Genomic DNA, 16552 nt, shown 5'->3' on the forward strand with positions numbered 1-16552 from the left:
CGATGATCCGCATTCGGGCGTCATCGCTCAATAGAATGTGATCAATAGTTCATATTGATTTCAAGAATGTGAGAGGCCGGCGATGGAGCTGAAGGACATCGATCTCAACCTCCTGGTCGTCTTCCAGCAGCTGCTCGTCGACCGCCGGGTCTCCAAGGTGGCCAGCAGCCTCGGTCTCTCGCAGCCGGGCGTGAGCAACGCGCTGGCGCGGCTGCGCAAGCTCACCGACGATCCGCTCTTCCTGCGCACGCCCAACGGCATGGAGCCCACGCCCTATGCGCAGCAGCTCGCGGAGCCGACGGCGCGCGCGCTGCAGGTCATCCACGCGGCGATGAACCAGAAGGCCTCGTTCGATCCGGCCACGTCGAAGCGCGCCTTCACCGTCGGCATGACGGACATCGGCGAGATCTACTTCCTGCCCAGGCTGATGAAGGAGATCGCGCGCGTCGCGCCCAACGTGTCGCTGAGCACCGTGCGCAACACGGCGGTGAACCTGCAGGACGAGATAGAGGCCGGCCACGTCAGCCTCGCGATCGGCCTGCTGCCGCAGCTGAAGGCGGGCTACTTCCAGCGCAGGCTCTTCAGGCAGAACTATGTGTGCATGTTCAGGCGCGGCCATCCGCTGGACGGCAGGAAGAAGGTGACGCTCGACGACTTCTCCGCCGCCGATCACGTCGTGGTGGTTTCGGACGGCACCGGCCACGGCAAGGCCGACGAATTCCTCGACCGCAAGAAGATCACGCGCAAGGTGGTGTTGACCGTGCCGCACTACGTGGCCGTGGGGCACATCCTGCACGACTCCGACCTCGTCGCGACCGTGCCCGAGAGACTCGCGCAGGCACTGGCGGGGCCCTTCGACCTGTCCTACGTGCGGCATCCGGCGAAGCTGCCGGAGATCGCGATCAACCTGTTCTGGCACGGCCGCTTCCACAAGGACCCAGCTATCGCGTGGCTGCGCTCGCTGATCATCGGGCTCTATGGCGAGGGCGGGCCGGGCTGAGGAGCGGGCTTCGCCGCTGCTACAGCTGGTCGGTGGGTACGAACCACGAGAAAAGCAGCAGTTGCAGCCGGGTCAGCATGCTCGAGTCGGGTTCGCTGTCGAGCACCTCGTTGTCGACGTCGCCGGTACCGACCCACTGCACGCTCTGGCCGTCGGGCTTGAGGGTGACGCGGTACACGCCCTCGATGTCGTCGAGCTGGTAGGCGAAGAGCAGGGCCTGGGTCAGGTCGAAGCTGCGCACGCGCACGCCGAACTCGGTGTTCAGGCGGGCGGAGCGCGGGTCGAGGTTCATGGAGCCGAGCAGCACCCACTGCCGGTCGACCAGCGCCAGCTTGGCATGCAGCCGCCCGCGCGCCTTCTTCAGCAGGGTGCGGAACTGGTCGCTGCGCTTCAACTGCTGCGTGCTCACCTCGTACAGTTTCACGCCGAGCTTGAGCATGTCGACGCGGTAGCGGTTGTAGTTGATGTTGACCAGCGGCTCGTCGCTGTCGGCCAGCGAGTTGGTGATGACGGTGATGTTCACGCCATGCTCGCGGCCCATGCGGATGCGCTCCATGCCCTCGTCGCCCGGAATGAAGTAGGGCGAGATCACGACCACGCTCGAACGGGCCGTGGCCAGCATCTCGTGAAAGCGCTGCGCGAGCGGCTCGACCGGGTGGGCCATCACGCCCAGCGCCTTGTTGGGGCTGTCCGCGGAGGCGTGGGCCTCGGCGCGCATCCATTTCGCCTCGTCGATGTCGGCAAGCTGCGCGCCCAGTGGCGGATCGCCGAGCAGGTCGGAAAACGGCAGCGGGTCGGGCGGCGGCGCGTGGGCGTGGGAGGTCGCTTCCTCGAAATCGGCCTTCAGCGCCTGCGGCGTGCGGCTGGAACCGGCCACCCGCTGCAGCGGGTAGACCACGTCGCTGTTCCAGTAGGTGTCGAAGATGGCGGCGGATTCGGGCACCACGGGGCCGGCCAGCAGCAGCTCGAAATCGATGAAGTTCGCGCTCTCGCTGCGCAGGAAGTACTCGTCGGCGAGGTTGCGGCCACCCGCGATGGCCATGGCACCGTCGGCCACGAACAGCTTGTTGTGCATGCGGTGGTTGAGCCGGCGGAAGTCGGAGAAGAACTCCAGCCAGCGCCCGGACGAATGGTCGCGCGCATTCACGAAGGGGTTGAAGAGCCGCACCTCGACGTTGGGCTCGGCTGCGAGGCCGAGCAGCAGGCGGTCCATGCCTGCCGTGTAGAAGTCGTCGAGCAGCAGCCGCACGCGCACGCCGCGGCGGGCGGCGTTGCGCATCTCGCGAAGCAGCAGGCGGCCGGTCTTGTCGTTGCCGAGCTGGTAGGTCTGGATGTCGAGCGACGACTTCGCACGTCGCATCAGCTCGAGCCGCGCGTCGAGCGCGAAGGAGGCCTCGATCAGCGGCCGCATGCTGCTAAGGCCGTCGGACGGGGTGTTGAGGCTGATGGCCGCGCGGCCCAGTTCGGTGGCCGGCGAGGCGGGGATGGCCAGCGTGGGCGGCTCGGGCGTGCGCGGCGGCAGGCCGGCGCAGCCGGTGAGCGCGGCGACCGCCACGAGCGCCATCAGCCGCAGAGCCGGACCGCGCAATGCGGGAAACAGAAGGGCGATGAGCTTGAGCATGAAGGCTGCCAACGCACGGTGAGCGTGCGGGCGGCATCGTAGCCGTTTCGCCTTCGCGCAGAAGACGCAATTTCGCAACGCAACGCCCTTCATTGAAGGCGGTGATTCGGGAAGGCGGAAATTTGTCACGCATAAAATGCGAATCGTTCTTATTAATTTGTAGAGGAGCGGAGCGGGAATGAAGAGGTTGGTGGCGCGGCGCAAGGCTGCATCGGTGCTGGCGGGATGCCTGGCGATCTACACACAGCACCAGGTGCTGGCCCAGACGACGAATGCAGCCTCGCTGCCGGAAGTGCGGGTCGATGCCGGGGCCGAGACGGCGACCACGCCCGTTATCGGCTACCGAGCGAAGAACGCCGTCACTGCCACCAAGACCGACACGCCGCTTGCCGAGACGCCGCAGTCCGTCACGGTGGTCACGCGCGACCAGATGGTCGACCAGGGCGCGACCAACCTGCAGGACGCGCTCACCTACGCCGCGGGCGTGCGTTCCGACGCCTACGGCATCGATTCCCGTTCCGACAGCTTCCTGGTGCGTGGCAGCGAACCGACCATCTACCTCGACGGCCTGCAGACCTACTCCTCCGGCTGGTACACCGCCACCGCACGCCCCGACCCCTACACCCTGGAGCGCCTCGAAGTGCTGCGCGGGCCCTCTGGGATGCTCTTCGGAGCGGGCACCGCGGGCGGCGTGGTCAACATGGTCAGCAAGCGGCCCCAGCAGGAGGCCTACCGCGAGGTCGGCGTGCAGTTCGGCTCCTTCGGCCGCAAGCAGATCCAGGCCGACCTGACCGGCCCCCTGACGGCGGACGGCGACTGGTCGTACCGGCTGGTGGCGCTGCACCGCAAGTCCGACACGCAGGTCGACTACGTTCCCGACGACCGCTCCCTCATCATGCCGTCGCTCACCTGGCGGCCGAACGCCGCCACGTCGCTGACGCTGCAGGCCCTGTGGCAGAAGGACAAGACCGGCAGCACCTCCCAGTTCTTCCCGTGGCAGGGCACGATCCTGCCGAACATCAATGGCCCGTTGCCGTCGAGCCGCTTCATCGGCGAGCCGGGCGACGGCTACGACACCGAGCGCAAGACCTTCGGCTGGCTGTTCGAGCACAAGTTCGGCGACCGGTGGACCTTCCGGCAGAACTTCCGCGCGTCGCGCACCTTCAACGACTCGCACTACCACTACGCCGATTCGTTCTCCGAGCCCGGCGGCTGGTCGCTCGACCCGGTCGGCCAGCGCCTGCTCGGCCGCTACAACGACAAGTCGCTGGCCTGGACCAGCATGGCCGGCATCGACAACCACGTCGAAGGCCATTTCGACACAGGCGCGGTGCGCCACACGCTGCTCGTGGGGGCCGAGTACTCCCGCCAGCGCCAGGACAAGACCGAAGGCTCGGTCTACAGCACCATCGACGCCTATGCACCGGTCTACGGCCTCGGCTACGTGCCGGTCACCGAGCTGACGCGCAAGCCCCGCACCACGCAGCGCAATGCCGGCATCTACGTGCAGGACCAGATGAAGTGGAACAACTGGATCTTCGTTGCCGGGCTGCGCCATGACCGCAGCACCGCCGGCACGGCGGGCAGTGCTTCTGAAACGACGAGCGCCACGTCGCGCCGCCTGGGCGTGATGTACGCGCTGCCCTCCGGCTGGTCGCCTTACCTGAGCTACACCGAATCCTTCACCCCGCAGGCAGGCACCGACGCCGACGGCAAGCTGTTGAAGCCGTTGCGCGGCGAACAGGTGGAAGCCGGAGTCAAGTACCAGCCCCAGGGTTCGGCGACGAGCTTCACGGCCTCGGTGTACTCGCTGAAGGAAAAGAACCGCACCGTCTTCGACAGCACCAATCCGAACTATGGCCGGCAGGTCGACGCGACGAAGAACAAGGGCGTGGAGTTCGAGCTCAAGACCACCCTGGCGCGCGACTTCGACCTCGTCGCCAACTACACCTACATCGACGTCGACCACAAGCTCACCGACACGCCGCGCAACCAGGTGTCGGTGTGGGGCAAGTACCGCTTCTCGATCGCGGGCGTGCCGGGCTTCTCGGCCGGCGCCGGCGTGCGCTACATGAGCGGCTTCCGCGACGTCGAGGGCACCGGCGCAGGCCCGTACGTGCCTTCGGTCGCACTGCTCGACCTGATGCTCGCCTACGAGTCGGCCAAGTGGCGCTACGCCCTGAACATCAACAACGCCACCGACAAGACCTACTTCAGCACCTGCCTCGCGCGCGGCGACTGCTGGTACGGCGCGCGCCGCAACATCGTCGCCAGCGCGACCTACCGTTTCTAGAACCCCTTCCTCGATAGAACAGCCACGACATGAACAGCAGAAAGATCAAGACCTGGGCCTGGGTGCACAAGTGGAGCAGCCTCGTGTGCACCGTCTTCATGCTGCTGCTGTGCATCACCGGGCTGCCGCTGATCTTCCACCACGAGATCGGCCACCTGCTGGGCACCGAGGTCGAGGCGCCGAAGATGCCGGCGGACACGCCGCGCGTCAGCCTCGACCGCGTGCTCGAGGTCGCGAAGGCCAGGCACCCCGACCGCGTGGTGCAGTTCGCCTCGCAGCCCGAGGACGATGACGGCCTGTGGTTCGTCACGCTCACGCCCACGCCGGCGCCCACGGACGACTTCAAGTCGGTCGCGGTCGACGCGCGCACGGGCGAGGTGCTCGCGCAGCCCAAGTTCGACGAGGGCTTCATGTACGTGATGTTCAAGCTGCACGTCGACCTCTTCGCGGGTCTGCCGGGCAAGCTGTTCCTCGGGTTCATGGGCCTGCTGCTGCTGGTGGCCGTGGTCTCGGGCGTGGTGCTGTATTCGCCCTTCATGCGCAAGCTCGACTTCGGCACGGTGCGGCGCGAGAAGCGTCCGCGCCTGAAGTGGCTCGACCTGCACAACCTGCTGGGCATCGTCACGCTGGTGTGGGTGTTCGTGGTGGGCGCCACCGGCATGATCAACACCTGGGCCGACCTGGTCATCAAGTACTGGCAGTACGACCAGCTCAGCGCGCTGCTGACGCCTTACAAGAACGAGCCCGTCGTGGCGGTGAACGACCGCGCCTCGGTGCAGCGCTCGATGGAAGCCGCGATCCAGGCGACGCCCGGCATGAAGCTGTCGTTCATCGCGTTCCCGGGCACGTCGTTCTCGAGCCCGCACCACACGACCTTCTTCCTGCGCGGCAACGAACCATTCACGTCGAAGCTCTTCCAGCCGGTACTGGTCGACGCCAAGACGGCGGAGGTGACCGCATCGCCCAAGCTGCCCTGGTACCTGTGGGCGCTGCTGGTGTCGCAGCCGCTGCACTTCGGCGACTACGGCGGCATGCCGATGCAGATCATCTGGGCACTGCTCGACATCGCGACCATCATCGTGCTGGGCAGCGGCCTGTACCTGTGGCTCAAGCGCGGCAACACCGCGCCGGCGGCCTCGAGGAAGGTGCAGGAACACGAAGAGAGGAAGCCCGAGCACGTCGGCGTCTCGCAACCCGAGCCGGCACCGGCGATGAAGGCGCAGGCATGAAGCCGCAGCACCATCATCACGGCTTCTGGCAGATGTGGGGCTGGCCCATCGTGCTGGGCGTGCTCACCACCTTCGGCCTGATCTCGGCGCTCTTCAGCGACGGCGGCCTGGGCGACGTCCTGGCCTGGATCGCGCTGGGCATCCCGTGCGTGGTGTGCGTCTGGTACGGCTGGTGCAGGAAGCGGGCCGAGAAGGCCGGCGAGTCCTAGTTTTCCCTGAGAGTCGCGCCACCGCGACACGCGCGGCCGGCGCGCCAAAGCAGAATCGGCGCGATGAAGAACCTCGCGCCCGTTGCCTTCACCGCCGCCGGCCTCCTCCTTCTGCTCGCCGCGCCGCCGGCCGCGCGGGCGCAGCAGGATCAGCCCGCCGCCGGCCCGGGCCCCGGCAGCAACGCCCCGAGCCTGCGCGAGATCACCGTATCCGTTCCCCGAGGCGAGGTCGCACCCTTCAACGTGCCCGGCTCGGTCGACCGCGTCGATGGCGACGAGATGCGCGACAGCCGCCTGCAGGTCAACCTGTCCGAAGGCCTCGGCGCGGTGCCGGGCCTGCAGGTGCAGAACCGACTGAACTACGCGCAGGACCTGCAGCTTTCCATCCGCGGCTTCGGTGCGCGCTCGACCTTCGGCGTGCGCGGCGTGCGCCTCTACGTCGACGGCATCCCCGCGACCCTGCCCGACGGGCAGGGCCAGACATCGAACATCGACATCGGCTCGCTGGACCGCGTCGAAGTGCTGCGCGGACCGTTCTCCGCCCTCTATGGCAACTCCTCCGGCGGCGTGGTGCAGGCCTTCACCGCCTCGGGCGAGGGGCCGCCGCGCCTGTCGTATTCGCTCGCGGGCGGCAGCTTCGGCACCTGGCGGCAGTCGTTGAAGCTCAGCGGATCGCAGGGCGCGGTGGACTACCTGCTCGACGCGAGCCGCTTCCACACCGATGGCTGGCGCGAGCACAGCGCCGCGAAGCGCGACATCGCCAACGGCAAGCTCGGCATCGCGCTGGACAACGGCGACAGGCTCACGCTGGTGTTCAACAGCGTGCGCATAGCCGCGCAGGACCCGCTGGGCCTCACCGCCGACCAGTACGCCCTGGCGCCGCGCAACGCGCCGCTGGCCACGCAGTACGACACGCGCAAGACGGTCGAGCAGACGCAGGCCGGCCTGCTCTACGAGCACCGCATCGACGCCACGCAGGGGCTGCGGCTCATGGTCTACGGCGGCCAGCGCAAGACCGTGCAGTTCCAGTCGATCCCGCCGTCGGCGCAGCAGAACCCGCTGCACGCGGGCGGCGTGATCGATCTTTCGCGCCAGTACGGCGGTGTCGACCTGCGCTGGAACGCCGCGCTCACCCTGGCCGGCCGGCCCTTCGACATCGTGGCCGGCCTGGGCTACGACAGCCTGCACGAAAAGCGCCGGGGCTACGAGAACTACCTCGGGCCGGTGTCGGCTCCCGTGCTCGGCGTGCGGGGGCGGCTGCGGCGCAACGAACTCAACGAGGCCAGGAACCTCGACCCGTACGCGCAGGCCACATGGCGGCTCACCGACCGCTGGACGCTCGAGGCCGGCGTGCGCCGCAGCAGCGTGCACTTCGACTCGCAGGACCGCTACATCGTCGGCACCAACCGCGACGACAGCGGCAGCGCGCGCTACAGCAAGACCCTGCCGGTGGCCTCCCTGCGCTACCAGGCGACGCAGGACCTGGCGCTGTACGGCTCCATCGGGCGCGGCTTCGAGACGCCTACGCTGAACGAGCTTTCCTACCGCGCCAACGGCGCGAGCGGCCTCAATTTCGCGCTGCGCCCGTCGGTCAACGAAAGCATCGAGATCGGCGCCAAGGCGCGGCTCGCCGGCGGCCTGCTCACGGCAGCGCTGTTCCAGACCCGCACGCGCGACGAGATCGTGACCGACACCAACGTCGGCGGCCGCGCCACCTTCCAGAACGCGGGCCGCACGAAGCGCAACGGCCTCGAACTGGGCTGGCAGCACGAGACAGCGAACCACTGGCGCACGCAACTGGCCTACACGTGGCTGGACGCGACCTATCGCGACGCTTTCTGCTCGCCGTCTCCGTGCGGCACCGCGAACACCGTGGCTGCGGGCAACCGCATTCCTGGCATCGCGCGGCAGTCGCTGTTCGCGTCGCTGGGCTGGGTGCCGCCCGAGGGCTGGCGCGCCGGCATCGAGATGCGCGCGCTCGGGCGCATCCAGGCCAACGACGCCAACACGGCGAGCGCGCCGGGCTACGCCGTGGCGGCGGTGTATGCGGGCTACCTGAAGAAGTGGGAGCGCTGGGAGTTCAACGCCTTCGCGCGCGTCGACAACCTGTTCGACCGGCGCTACGTGGGCTCGGTGATCGTCAACGAAGGCAACGGCCGCTACTACGAGCCGGCGCCGGGCCGCAACTGGACGGTGGGGCTGAGCGGCGCCTACCGCTTCTGACGCCCCACCATCTTTTTCTCTTGCTTACTTGAGGCCGGCTGCCGCGCGCAGTGCGGCGGCCTGGGTGGTCGCTTCCCAGGTGAACTCGGGCTCCTCGCGGCCGAAGTGGCCGTAGGCGGCGGTCTTCTGGTAGATCGGGCGCAGCAGGTCGAGCATCTGGATGATGCCCTTCGGACGCAGGTCGAAATGCTCGCGCACCAGTTCGGCGATCTTCTCGTCGGGGATGACGCCCGTGCCTTCGGTGTAGACCGTGATGTTCATCGGCTGTGCCACGCCGATGGCGTAGGCCACCTGGATCTGGCACTGGCGCGCCAGGCCGGCGGCCACGATGTTCTTGGCGACGTAGCGCGCGGCGTAGGCGGCCGAGCGGTCGACCTTCGACGGGTCCTTGCCCGAGAACGCGCCGCCGCCGTGCGGGCAGGCGCCGCCGTAGGTGTCGACGATGATCTTGCGGCCGGTGAGGCCGCAGTCACCCTGCGGGCCGCCGATGACGAAGCGGCCGGTCGGGTTGATCAGGTAGCGCGTGTCCTTCAGCCACTCCTTGGGCAGCACCGGCTTGATGATCTCCTCGATGATGGCTTCGTTGAACGATGCCTTCATCTTGGTGGGCGTCTCGCTCTGGTCGGGGCTGTGCTGGGTGGAGAGCACCACGGTGTCGATGCTGTGGGGCTTGCCATCGACATAGCGCATCGTCACCTGGCTCTTGGCGTCGGGACGCAGGAAGGGCAGGCGGCCGTCCTTGCGCAGCTGGGCCTGGCGCTCGACGAGGCGGTGCGCGTAGTAGATGGGCGCGGGCATCAGCTCGGGCGTTTCGTCGCAGGCGTAGCCGAACATCAGGCCCTGGTCGCCGGCGCCGGTGTTCAGGTGGTCGTCGCTCGCGTGGTCCACCCCCTGGGCGATGTCGTTGGACTGCTTGTCGTAGCAGACCATCACGGCGCAGCCCTTGTAGTCGATGCCGTAGTCGGTGTTGTCGTAGCCGATGCGCTTGATGGTGTCGCGCGCGACCTGGATGTAGTCGACGTGCGCGTTGGTGGTGATCTCGCCGGCCAGCACGACCAGGCCGGTGTTGGTCAGCGTCTCGGCTGCCACTCGGCTGCGGGGGTCCTGCTCGAAGATCGCGTCCAGGATGGCGTCCGAGATCTGGTCGGCGACCTTGTCGGGGTGGCCTTCGGAGACGGATTCGGACGTGAAGAGGAAGTCGTTCGCCATTTGTTCAAAACTCCTTGATTTGACTTGGCGCGTTGCCAACTCTGCGGAGCTCTGGCGAACGCTTTAGCAGATGCCGATTTCTCGGCCCGGCACAATCGCATTGCTGCGCTTGTGTTTGTCGCCCTGCAAGTTGTTCCGTAACTCGGCGACAATTTGCATTCTATTCGAGCCGCGCAATACCATGCGCGCGCGTCCGTGTTTTGACTCCCTCCCGTATTCGATGATCACCCTGTTCCGCCTGCTTGCCCGCGTGCCGATGCCGCTGATGCATCGGTTCGGTGCATTGCTGGGCTGGCTGGTCTGGTGGAGCGCACCCGGCTATCGCCGCCGCTTCAAGGCCAATGCAGAGAGCGCGGGCTTCGGCCCCGAGCAATACCGCCCGGCCATCGCCGCCGCTGGCAAGATGGCGTCCGAGCTGCCATGGCTCTGGCTGCGTCCGCATGGACAGACCGTGCTGAACCGCGTGGTGCGCTGGGAAGGCGTCGAAGCCTTCGAGGCGGCCATGCAGGCGAAGAAGGGCGTGATCCTGGTCGCGCCGCATCTCGGCAGCTGGGAGATGTGCGGCCAGGCCATCGGCGAGCGCTTTCTGCCGACCTACGGGCCGATCACCGCGCTGTTTCGCCCCGCGCGCAAGAAATGGATGGCCGACCTGATTGCCGCCGGCTCGCGCGACAGGCCCGGCCTGCAGACCCTGCCCACCAACAACACCGGCGTGCGCGGCCTGATCCGCACGCTGCGCAGCGGCGGCTACACCGGCATCCTGCCCGACCAGGTGCCTCCGCTGGGGCAGGGCGTGTGGGCGCCCTTCCTCGGCCGGCCCGCCTACACCATGACCCTTCTTCCCCGACTCGCGCAGCAGACCGGCGCGGCCTGCTTTTTGAGCGTGTGCGAACGCCTGCCGCGTGGCGCGGGCTACGTGATCCGCTTCGAGCCCATCGTCGGCACCGCGCTGACCGACCCGTCCGCTCCCATCGAGGATGCCGCTGCCGCGATGAACGATGCCATCGGCCGCCTCATCCACAGCCTGCCGGGCCAGTACGTCTGGGACTACGCCCGCTACAAGGAACCGCGCGCCGAGCGCGTGGTCGCCGCCGCAGGGGAAGCTGCATGAGCCTCGGTTCCCGACTCGGCATCGGCTTCATGCGCGTGATCGCGCCGCTGCCGCTGCCCGTGGTGCGCGGTTTCGGCGCGTTCCTCGGGCGCATCCTGCACACCGTGGCGGTACCACGGCGGCGCGTGGTCGACACCAACCTGGCGGTCTGCTTCCCCGATAAATCGGAAGCCGAGCGGCGCGCCATCGCGCGCGAGACATTCGTCTACGTGGCGCAGTCCTGGCTCGATCGTGGCTGGCTCTGGCATGCGCCAGAGAAGACGGTGGCGAGCCGGCTCAAGGTAGTGGGCGCGGCCTCGGAGATCCGCGAGATCGCCGAGGGCGATGCGCCGATGATCCTCTTCGCGCCGCACTTCTACGGCCTCGACGCGGCGGCCACCGCGCTCACCATGCACACCGCGCGCCCCTCGGCCACGATCTACACGACGCAGCGCGATCCGATGATCGACGCCTGGATCCGCGAGGGCCGCACCCGCTTCGGCGACGTGGCGGCGCTCAACCGGGTGGACGGCATCAAGCCGGTGCTGCAGGGCCTGCGCAAGGGCGGCCTGCTGTACCTGCTGCCCGACATGGACTTCGGCCGCGACCAGACCATCTTCGTGCCCTTCTACGGCGTGCAGGCGGCCACCGTGCCGTCGCTGTCGCGCTTCGCGCGGCTGGGCAAGGCCAAGGTGGTGCCGGTGGTGTCGAAGCTCACGCGCGAGGGCTATGAAATCGAGATCCTGCCGACCTGGCAGAACTTCCCGACCGACGACGTCGAGGCCGACACTGCGCTCATGAACGAGCGGCTGCAGGGCTACATCGACACGATGCCGTCCCAGTATTACTGGGTGCACCGCCGCTTCAAGACGCGGCCCGAAGGCGAGCCGCCGATCTACTGATTCCGCTGCAGGAATCCCTCGATCTCGCGCGCAACCAACTGCGGCTGCTCGTGCACGATCCAGTGGGTCGCGTTCGGCACCTTCTTGATCTCCAGCTTCGGCACGTACTCGTCGAGTCCTTCGAGCAGGCCGGGCAGCAGCGCGGCGTCGTCGAGCGCCCAGAACACGAAGGTCGGCACTTCCACCATCAGGCGCTCGCGCGGCAGCACGGGGATGCCGTCGACGGTCTGGCCGGGCAGCGGCGGCTTCATCGGCGTCACGCGGTAGAGGTTGCAGGCGCCCGTGAGGCCCGCGCTCCAGACCTCGCGGTACTGCTGCTTCACTTCCTCGGTGAGCCAGCCGAAGCCGTCGGGGCCGGCCTTCATCAGCAGGAAGAAGGGCCACATGCGCTTGAAGTCGTCGGCCGCGAGCAGCGCCTCGGCGTCGGGGCGCGCGAGGAAGTTCATGTAGGCGCTTGCCTGCTGCTGCGCCGGGTTGTTGCGCAGCTCGCGGGTGAAGGTGCCCGGGTGCGGCGAATTGATGATGACCAGGCGTCCGACCTGCTGCGGGAAGGCATTGGCATAGCCCCAGCCGAAGGCGCCGCCCCAGTCGTGGGCGACCAGCGCGGCCATGGTGCCGTCGGCGCTCTCGGTGGCGGCGAGCTGCTGGATGTCCTGGATCAGCAGGGGCGCCTTGTAGGCAGCCACGTCGGCGGGCGAGCTCGACTTCTCGAAGCCGCGCAGGTTGGGCGCCACGCAGCGGTAGCCGCCGTGGGCCGGGTCGGCGAAGTACTCGAGCAGTTCGTCCCAGATGAACGCGGCCTCGGGGAATCCGTGGAGGAACACCATCAGCGGCCGGCCCGGCTGGCCGGCGGCGCGGCAGCTCAGGGTGGTGCCGTTGGGCAGGCTGCGCTGGAATGTCTCGATCATGCTTCTTGTCTCCTTCGGGTTGACTGGCGTCGCTATTGTTTTGATAGTGAACTTCGCAGATGGGACGGTCGGTGCAGCCTGCCGGATCGTCAGGCGCCTTCTGGTGGCGGCGGTGGCTCGGGCTCGGCGGCCGATGCGTCGGCGCCCTCCGGGTGCACCCAGCGCCACAGCAGCTCCGCCGCCTCGCCCACGCCTTGCTTCTTCAGGGCCGAGAACAGTTTCACCTCGCCGCCACCGGCCTGCAGTCGCGTAATGGACAGCACCTTGGCGCCCTCGCTGCGGGTGAGCTTGTCGGCCTTGGTGAGCAGCACGAGGAACTTCAGGCCCTGCTGCACGCGCGGGCGGATCACGTCGAGCAGGATCTCGTCGAGCTCGGTCAGACCGTGGCGCGGATCGCACATGAGCACCACGCCGCGCAGGTTCTCGCGCGTCATCAGGTAGTTGCCCATCACGCGCTGCCAGCGCAGCTTGGCCTCGCGCGGCACGGCCGCGTAGCCGTAGCCGGGCAGGTCGGCAAGCACCGCGTCATCGACCTTCTGCTTGCCGATGCCGAACAGGTTGATGTGCTGCGTGCGGCCGGGCGTCTTGGAGGCGAAGGCCAGGCGCGTCTGCTGGGTGAGGGTGTTGATGGCGGTCGACTTGCCCGCGTTGGAGCGGCCAACGAAGGCGATCTCGGGCAGGTCGAAAGGGGGCAGATGCTCCAGCTGGGGAGCGCTGGTGAGGAAGTGGGCGGTGTGCAGCCAGCCCAGCGCCATGCGTTCGCGTTCGGCAACCTTGGGGTCTGCGGCGGGCGCCGCGCGGGGAGGATAGGCGGTGGGCTTGGCGCGCGGGGAGGGCATCTACGGACTTTCGAAACAGGGCCCACATTGTAGAATCGTGAGGTTTTGCGCCATAAATTCGAAGCCCCCGATATGAAGTTGTTTGCCAATATTGTGCTTGCGGCCCTCGTGGGCATCGCATCCAGCGTGAGTTTTGCAGCCGATGAACACGCGGCCGCTCCTGCCGCCCCGGCGGCCGCCAAGCCGGCCAAGCCGGACCCCGCCAAGGGGGATGCGCTCTTCAACGCAACGCCGGCAAACAGCCAGAGCTGCGCCTCCTGCCACAACGCCGACGGCAACTCCGCCATCGCCGCCAACCCGAAGCTGGCGCAGCAACACCCCGAATACATCCTCAAGCAGCTGCAGGACTTCAAGTCCGGCGCCCGCAAGAGCGCGATCATGAAGCCGCTGGCCTCGGCGCTGTCGGAAGAAGACATGCGCAACATCGCCTGGTTCGTCGGCTCGAAGAAGGTCAAGCCGGGCTTCTCGAAGGACAAGGACACCATCGCCCTGGGCGAGAAGATCTACCGCGGCGGCATCGGCGACCGCCAGATCCCGGCCTGCGCCGGCTGCCACAGCCCCAACGGCGCCGGCATCCCGGCCCAGTACCCGCGCCTGGGCGGCCAGAACGCCGACTACACCGTGGCCCAGCTCACGGCCTTCCGCGACAACGTCCGCCTGAACAGCCTGCCCATGACCGGCGTCGCCGCCAAGCTCAACGACAGGGAAATCAAGGCGGTCGCCGACTACATTGCCGGTTTGCGTTGATGATGGCGCTCCCTGGAGCGTGACCAGCCGCCGATAACAACCCCAAACAAAGGGCGGGCCGATCCAGCAGGATGGCCCGCCTTTTTGTTTTTTTCTCTTCCTACTCTCGCCCGATGTCCGTCTCCACCCATGGCCTTCGCGTTCATCGCGGACCGCAGATGCTTCGCGCCGCGGTGGAACTGCTGTCGTCGATGCGCTTCGCGATCGCGCTGCTCACGATCATCTGCATCGCGTCGATCATCGGTACGGTGCTCAAGCAGCACGAGCCGATCAACAACTACATCAACCAGTTCGGCCCGTTCTGGGCCGAGCTCTTCCGCACCGCGCGGCTCGACTCGATCTACAGCGCCTGGTGGTTCCTGCTGATCCTGCTATTCCTGGTGATCAGCACCACGCTGTGCATCGTGCGCAACACGCCGCGCATCCTGGTCGACCTCAGGACCTTCAAGGAAGACATCCGCGCTCAGAGCCTCAAGGCCTTCGGCCAGCGCGCCGAGAACCGTCTCGGTGAAACGCCGGACGTCGCCGCCAACCGGATCGGGCAACTGCTGGTGAGCGGCGGCTGGAAGGTCAAGCTGCAGCAGCGCGAGGCAACTGGCGACGGCAGGCAGGCCGCGGGCTGGATGGTCGCGGCGCGTGCCGGCGGCGCCCACAAGCTGGGCTACATCGCCGCCCACAGCGCCATCGTGCTGGTGTGCATCGGTGGCCTGCTCGACGGCGACCTGGTGGTGCGCGCGCAGACCTGGTTCAACGGCAAGAGCGTGTTCACCGGCGGCGGCATGATCGCCGACGTGCCGCCGCAGCACCGGCTGTCGGCGAGCAACCCGACCTTCCGCGGCAACATCCTCGTGCCCGAGGGCGGGCAGGGCAGCGTCGCCATCCTGAACCAGTCCGACGGAGTGCTGCTGCAGGAGCTGCCGTTCTCCATCGAGCTGAAGAAGTTCATCGTCGACTACTACTCGACCGGCATGCCCAAGCTCTTCGCGAGCGAGGTGGTCCTGCACGACCGCGAGACCGGCGAGCAGGTGCCCGCGCGCATCGAGGTCAACCACCCGGCCAGCTACAAGGGCGTGGAGATCTACCAGTCGAGCTTCGACGATGGCGGCTCCAAGGTGAAGCTCAAGGCGGTGCCGATGGCTGCCGCGGCCAAGCCCTTCGAGGTGGAAGGCGTCATCGGCGGGCCCAGCACCGAGATCACCAACGGCAAGGACAAGCTCACGCTCGAGTACGCCGCGCTGCGCGTGATCAACGTCGAGAACTTCGCCGACGCCAACGCCATGGGCAGCGGCGCCGACGTGCGCAAGGTCGACCTGCGCCACGACATCGAATCGCGCCTGGGGGCAGCCAACAAGACCAACAAGCCGAAGGTGCTGCGCAACATCGGCCCGAGCATCGGCTACAAGCTGCGCGACGCCGCCGGCCAGGCGCGCGAGTACCAGAACTACATGGTGCCGGTCGATACCGGCGACGGCCAGCCGGTGTTCCTGCTGGGCATGCGCGAGAAGCCCGAGGAGCCCTTCCGCTACCTGCGCGTGCCGGCCGACGACCAGGGCTCCATGGACGGCTTCGTGCGCATGCGCGCCGCCCTCGGCGACGCCGCCACGCGCGAGCGTGCCGTCGAGCGCTACATCGCCAAGGCCACCGACCCCAAGCGTCCCGAGATGGCCGAGCAGCTGCGCGTGTCCGCCACGCGCGCACTGGCGCTGTTCGCGGGCAGCGAGCGCGCCAAGGCCGACGCCACCACCGTGGGCGGCTGGCAGGCGATCGCCGAATTCATGGAAGCCAACGTGCCCGAGGCCGAGCGCGAGCGCGCCGGCGGGGTGCTGGTGCGCATCCTCAACGACGTGCTGTTCGAGGTGCTGAACCTGAGCCGCGAAGGCGCCGGCCTGGCCGCGCTGCCCAACGACGAGAAGTCGCAGGCCTACCTGACGCAGGCCGTGCTGGCCATCAGCGACGCGCATTTCTACCCGGCGCCGGTCGCGATGATGATGACCGACTTCACCCAGGTGCAGGCCAGCGTGTTCCAGGTGGCGCGCGCCCCCGGCAAGAACATCGTCTACCTGGGTTGCCTGTTGCTGATCGTCGGCATTTTTGCCATGCTGTACGTGCGCGAGCGCCGCCTCTGGGTGTGGCTGGCGCCGGATGGCAAGGCCGGCGAAGGCGATGCATCCGCAATGACGGCCGCCACGATGGCCTTCTCGGTCAATCGCAAGACCATCGACAGCGACCGCGAATTCGAGCATCTCAAACGCAAGCTGCTCGCCCTGAACGCATAAGACCAC

At 67.7% G+C, this 16552-nt stretch carries 13 protein-coding genes; 9 read left to right on the forward strand and 4 right to left on the reverse strand.

What is annotated here, in order from left to right:
- Positions 1–82: 82 nt before the first annotated feature.
- On the forward strand, positions 83–1000 hold the full coding sequence (locus ABL843_RS06140) for a LysR family transcriptional regulator (protein WP_418119311.1): 918 nt from the start codon (positions 83–85) through the stop codon (positions 998–1000).
- 19 nt (positions 1001–1019) lie between these two features.
- Here the strand turns inward: ABL843_RS06140 and ABL843_RS06145 are convergent, their stop codons facing one another.
- Positions 1020–2621 (reverse strand): phospholipase D family protein, encoded by a 1602-nt coding sequence (locus ABL843_RS06145; RefSeq protein ID WP_418119312.1) that lies wholly within the window; start codon positions 2619–2621, stop codon positions 1020–1022.
- A gap of 178 nt (positions 2622–2799) precedes the next feature.
- Between ABL843_RS06145 and ABL843_RS06150 the strand changes: the two genes are divergently transcribed.
- The 4 genes from ABL843_RS06150 to ABL843_RS06165 all read left to right on the forward strand — a co-directional run bounded on the left by ABL843_RS06150 (position 2800) and on the right by ABL843_RS06165 (position 8575).
- Positions 2800–4914: a TonB-dependent siderophore receptor gene (locus tag ABL843_RS06150; RefSeq protein WP_418119313.1), complete on the forward strand. Its 2115-nt coding sequence runs from the start codon at positions 2800–2802 to the stop codon at positions 4912–4914.
- Between the two features lie 29 nt (positions 4915–4943).
- A complete protein-coding gene (locus ABL843_RS06155; protein WP_184635050.1) occupies positions 4944–6143 on the forward strand; it encodes a PepSY-associated TM helix domain-containing protein in 1200 nt (399 codons plus the stop codon).
- On the forward strand, positions 6140–6352 hold the full coding sequence (locus ABL843_RS06160; protein WP_126022967.1) for a hypothetical protein: 213 nt from the start codon (positions 6140–6142) through the stop codon (positions 6350–6352). Before ABL843_RS06155 ends, ABL843_RS06160 begins: the two co-directional genes overlap by 4 nt.
- Before the next feature lie 63 nt (positions 6353–6415).
- Entirely contained in the window at positions 6416–8575 is a 2160-nt protein-coding gene (locus ABL843_RS06165) for a TonB-dependent receptor family protein (protein WP_418119314.1), read from the forward strand.
- Between the two features lie 24 nt (positions 8576–8599).
- Here ABL843_RS06165 and metK read toward each other — a convergent pair whose 3' ends face one another.
- Positions 8600–9784, reverse strand: a complete 1185-nt coding sequence (gene metK, locus ABL843_RS06170; protein WP_126022969.1) for a methionine adenosyltransferase — start codon at positions 9782–9784, stop codon at positions 8600–8602.
- 220 nt (positions 9785–10004) lie between these two features.
- On the opposite strand from metK, the gene ABL843_RS06175 reads away from it, so the two are divergent.
- Positions 10005–10895 carry a lysophospholipid acyltransferase family protein gene (locus ABL843_RS06175; protein WP_369659461.1) on the forward strand — a complete coding sequence of 297 codons (891 nt, stop codon included), beginning with the start codon at positions 10005–10007 and terminating at the stop codon, positions 10893–10895.
- Positions 10892–11776 (forward strand): lipid A biosynthesis acyltransferase, encoded by an 885-nt coding sequence (locus ABL843_RS06180; RefSeq protein WP_184635058.1) that lies wholly within the window; start codon positions 10892–10894, stop codon positions 11774–11776. Before ABL843_RS06175 ends, ABL843_RS06180 begins: the two co-directional genes overlap by 4 nt.
- Here the strand turns inward: ABL843_RS06180 and ABL843_RS06185 are convergent.
- Positions 11770–12684 carry an alpha/beta fold hydrolase gene (locus ABL843_RS06185; RefSeq protein WP_418119315.1) on the reverse strand — a complete coding sequence of 305 codons (915 nt, stop codon included), beginning with the start codon at positions 12682–12684 and terminating at the stop codon, positions 11770–11772. The genes ABL843_RS06180 and ABL843_RS06185 overlap by 7 nt on opposite strands.
- Before the next feature lie 89 nt (positions 12685–12773).
- Positions 12774–13523, reverse strand: a complete 750-nt coding sequence (gene yihA, locus ABL843_RS06190; RefSeq protein WP_418119316.1) for a ribosome biogenesis GTP-binding protein YihA/YsxC — start codon at positions 13521–13523, stop codon at positions 12774–12776.
- Positions 13524–13595: 72 nt separating this feature from the next.
- Here yihA and ABL843_RS06195 point away from each other — a divergent pair, with 72 nt between their 5' ends.
- Together ABL843_RS06195 and ABL843_RS06200 are read left to right on the forward strand one after the other, a co-directional pair.
- Complete coding sequence (locus ABL843_RS06195) at positions 13596–14270, forward strand: c-type cytochrome (RefSeq protein ID WP_176667929.1); 675 nt, start codon at positions 13596–13598, stop codon at positions 14268–14270.
- A gap of 113 nt (positions 14271–14383) precedes the next feature.
- Positions 14384–16546, forward strand: coding sequence for a cytochrome c biogenesis protein ResB (locus tag ABL843_RS06200; RefSeq protein ID WP_126022975.1), 2163 nt, complete (start codon positions 14384–14386; stop codon positions 16544–16546).
- Positions 16547–16552 lie beyond the last annotated feature (6 nt).

It is taken from the genome of Variovorax sp. 350MFTsu5.1 (assembly GCF_048302515.1).
Classification (GTDB): Bacteria; Pseudomonadota; Gammaproteobacteria; order Burkholderiales; family Burkholderiaceae_C; genus Variovorax; species Variovorax guangxiensis.

What these genes read in the sequence shown, in the direction of transcription:
- ABL843_RS06140 (WP_418119311.1), top strand. Translation starts at nt 83, where the DNA reads ATGGAGCTGAAGGACATCGATCTCAACCTCCTGGTCGTCTTCCAGCAG.
- ABL843_RS06145 (WP_418119312.1), bottom strand. Translation starts at nt 2,621, where the DNA reads ATGCTCAAGCTCATCGCCCTTCTGTTTCCCGCATTGCGCGGTCCGGCT.
- ABL843_RS06150 (WP_418119313.1), top strand. Translation starts at nt 2,800, where the DNA reads ATGAAGAGGTTGGTGGCGCGGCGCAAGGCTGCATCGGTGCTGGCGGGA.
- ABL843_RS06155 (WP_184635050.1), top strand. Translation starts at nt 4,944, where the DNA reads ATGAACAGCAGAAAGATCAAGACCTGGGCCTGGGTGCACAAGTGGAGC.
- ABL843_RS06160 (WP_126022967.1), top strand. Translation starts at nt 6,140, where the DNA reads ATGAAGCCGCAGCACCATCATCACGGCTTCTGGCAGATGTGGGGCTGG.
- ABL843_RS06165 (WP_418119314.1), top strand. Translation starts at nt 6,416, where the DNA reads ATGAAGAACCTCGCGCCCGTTGCCTTCACCGCCGCCGGCCTCCTCCTT.
- metK (WP_126022969.1), bottom strand. Translation starts at nt 9,784, where the DNA reads ATGGCGAACGACTTCCTCTTCACGTCCGAATCCGTCTCCGAAGGCCAC.
- ABL843_RS06175 (WP_369659461.1), top strand. Translation starts at nt 10,005, where the DNA reads ATGATCACCCTGTTCCGCCTGCTTGCCCGCGTGCCGATGCCGCTGATG.
- ABL843_RS06180 (WP_184635058.1), top strand. Translation starts at nt 10,892, where the DNA reads ATGAGCCTCGGTTCCCGACTCGGCATCGGCTTCATGCGCGTGATCGCG.
- ABL843_RS06185 (WP_418119315.1), bottom strand. Translation starts at nt 12,684, where the DNA reads ATGATCGAGACATTCCAGCGCAGCCTGCCCAACGGCACCACCCTGAGC.
- yihA (WP_418119316.1), bottom strand. Translation starts at nt 13,523, where the DNA reads ATGCCCTCCCCGCGCGCCAAGCCCACCGCCTATCCTCCCCGCGCGGCG.
- ABL843_RS06195 (WP_176667929.1), top strand. Translation starts at nt 13,596, where the DNA reads ATGAAGTTGTTTGCCAATATTGTGCTTGCGGCCCTCGTGGGCATCGCA.
- ABL843_RS06200 (WP_126022975.1), top strand. Translation starts at nt 14,384, where the DNA reads ATGTCCGTCTCCACCCATGGCCTTCGCGTTCATCGCGGACCGCAGATG.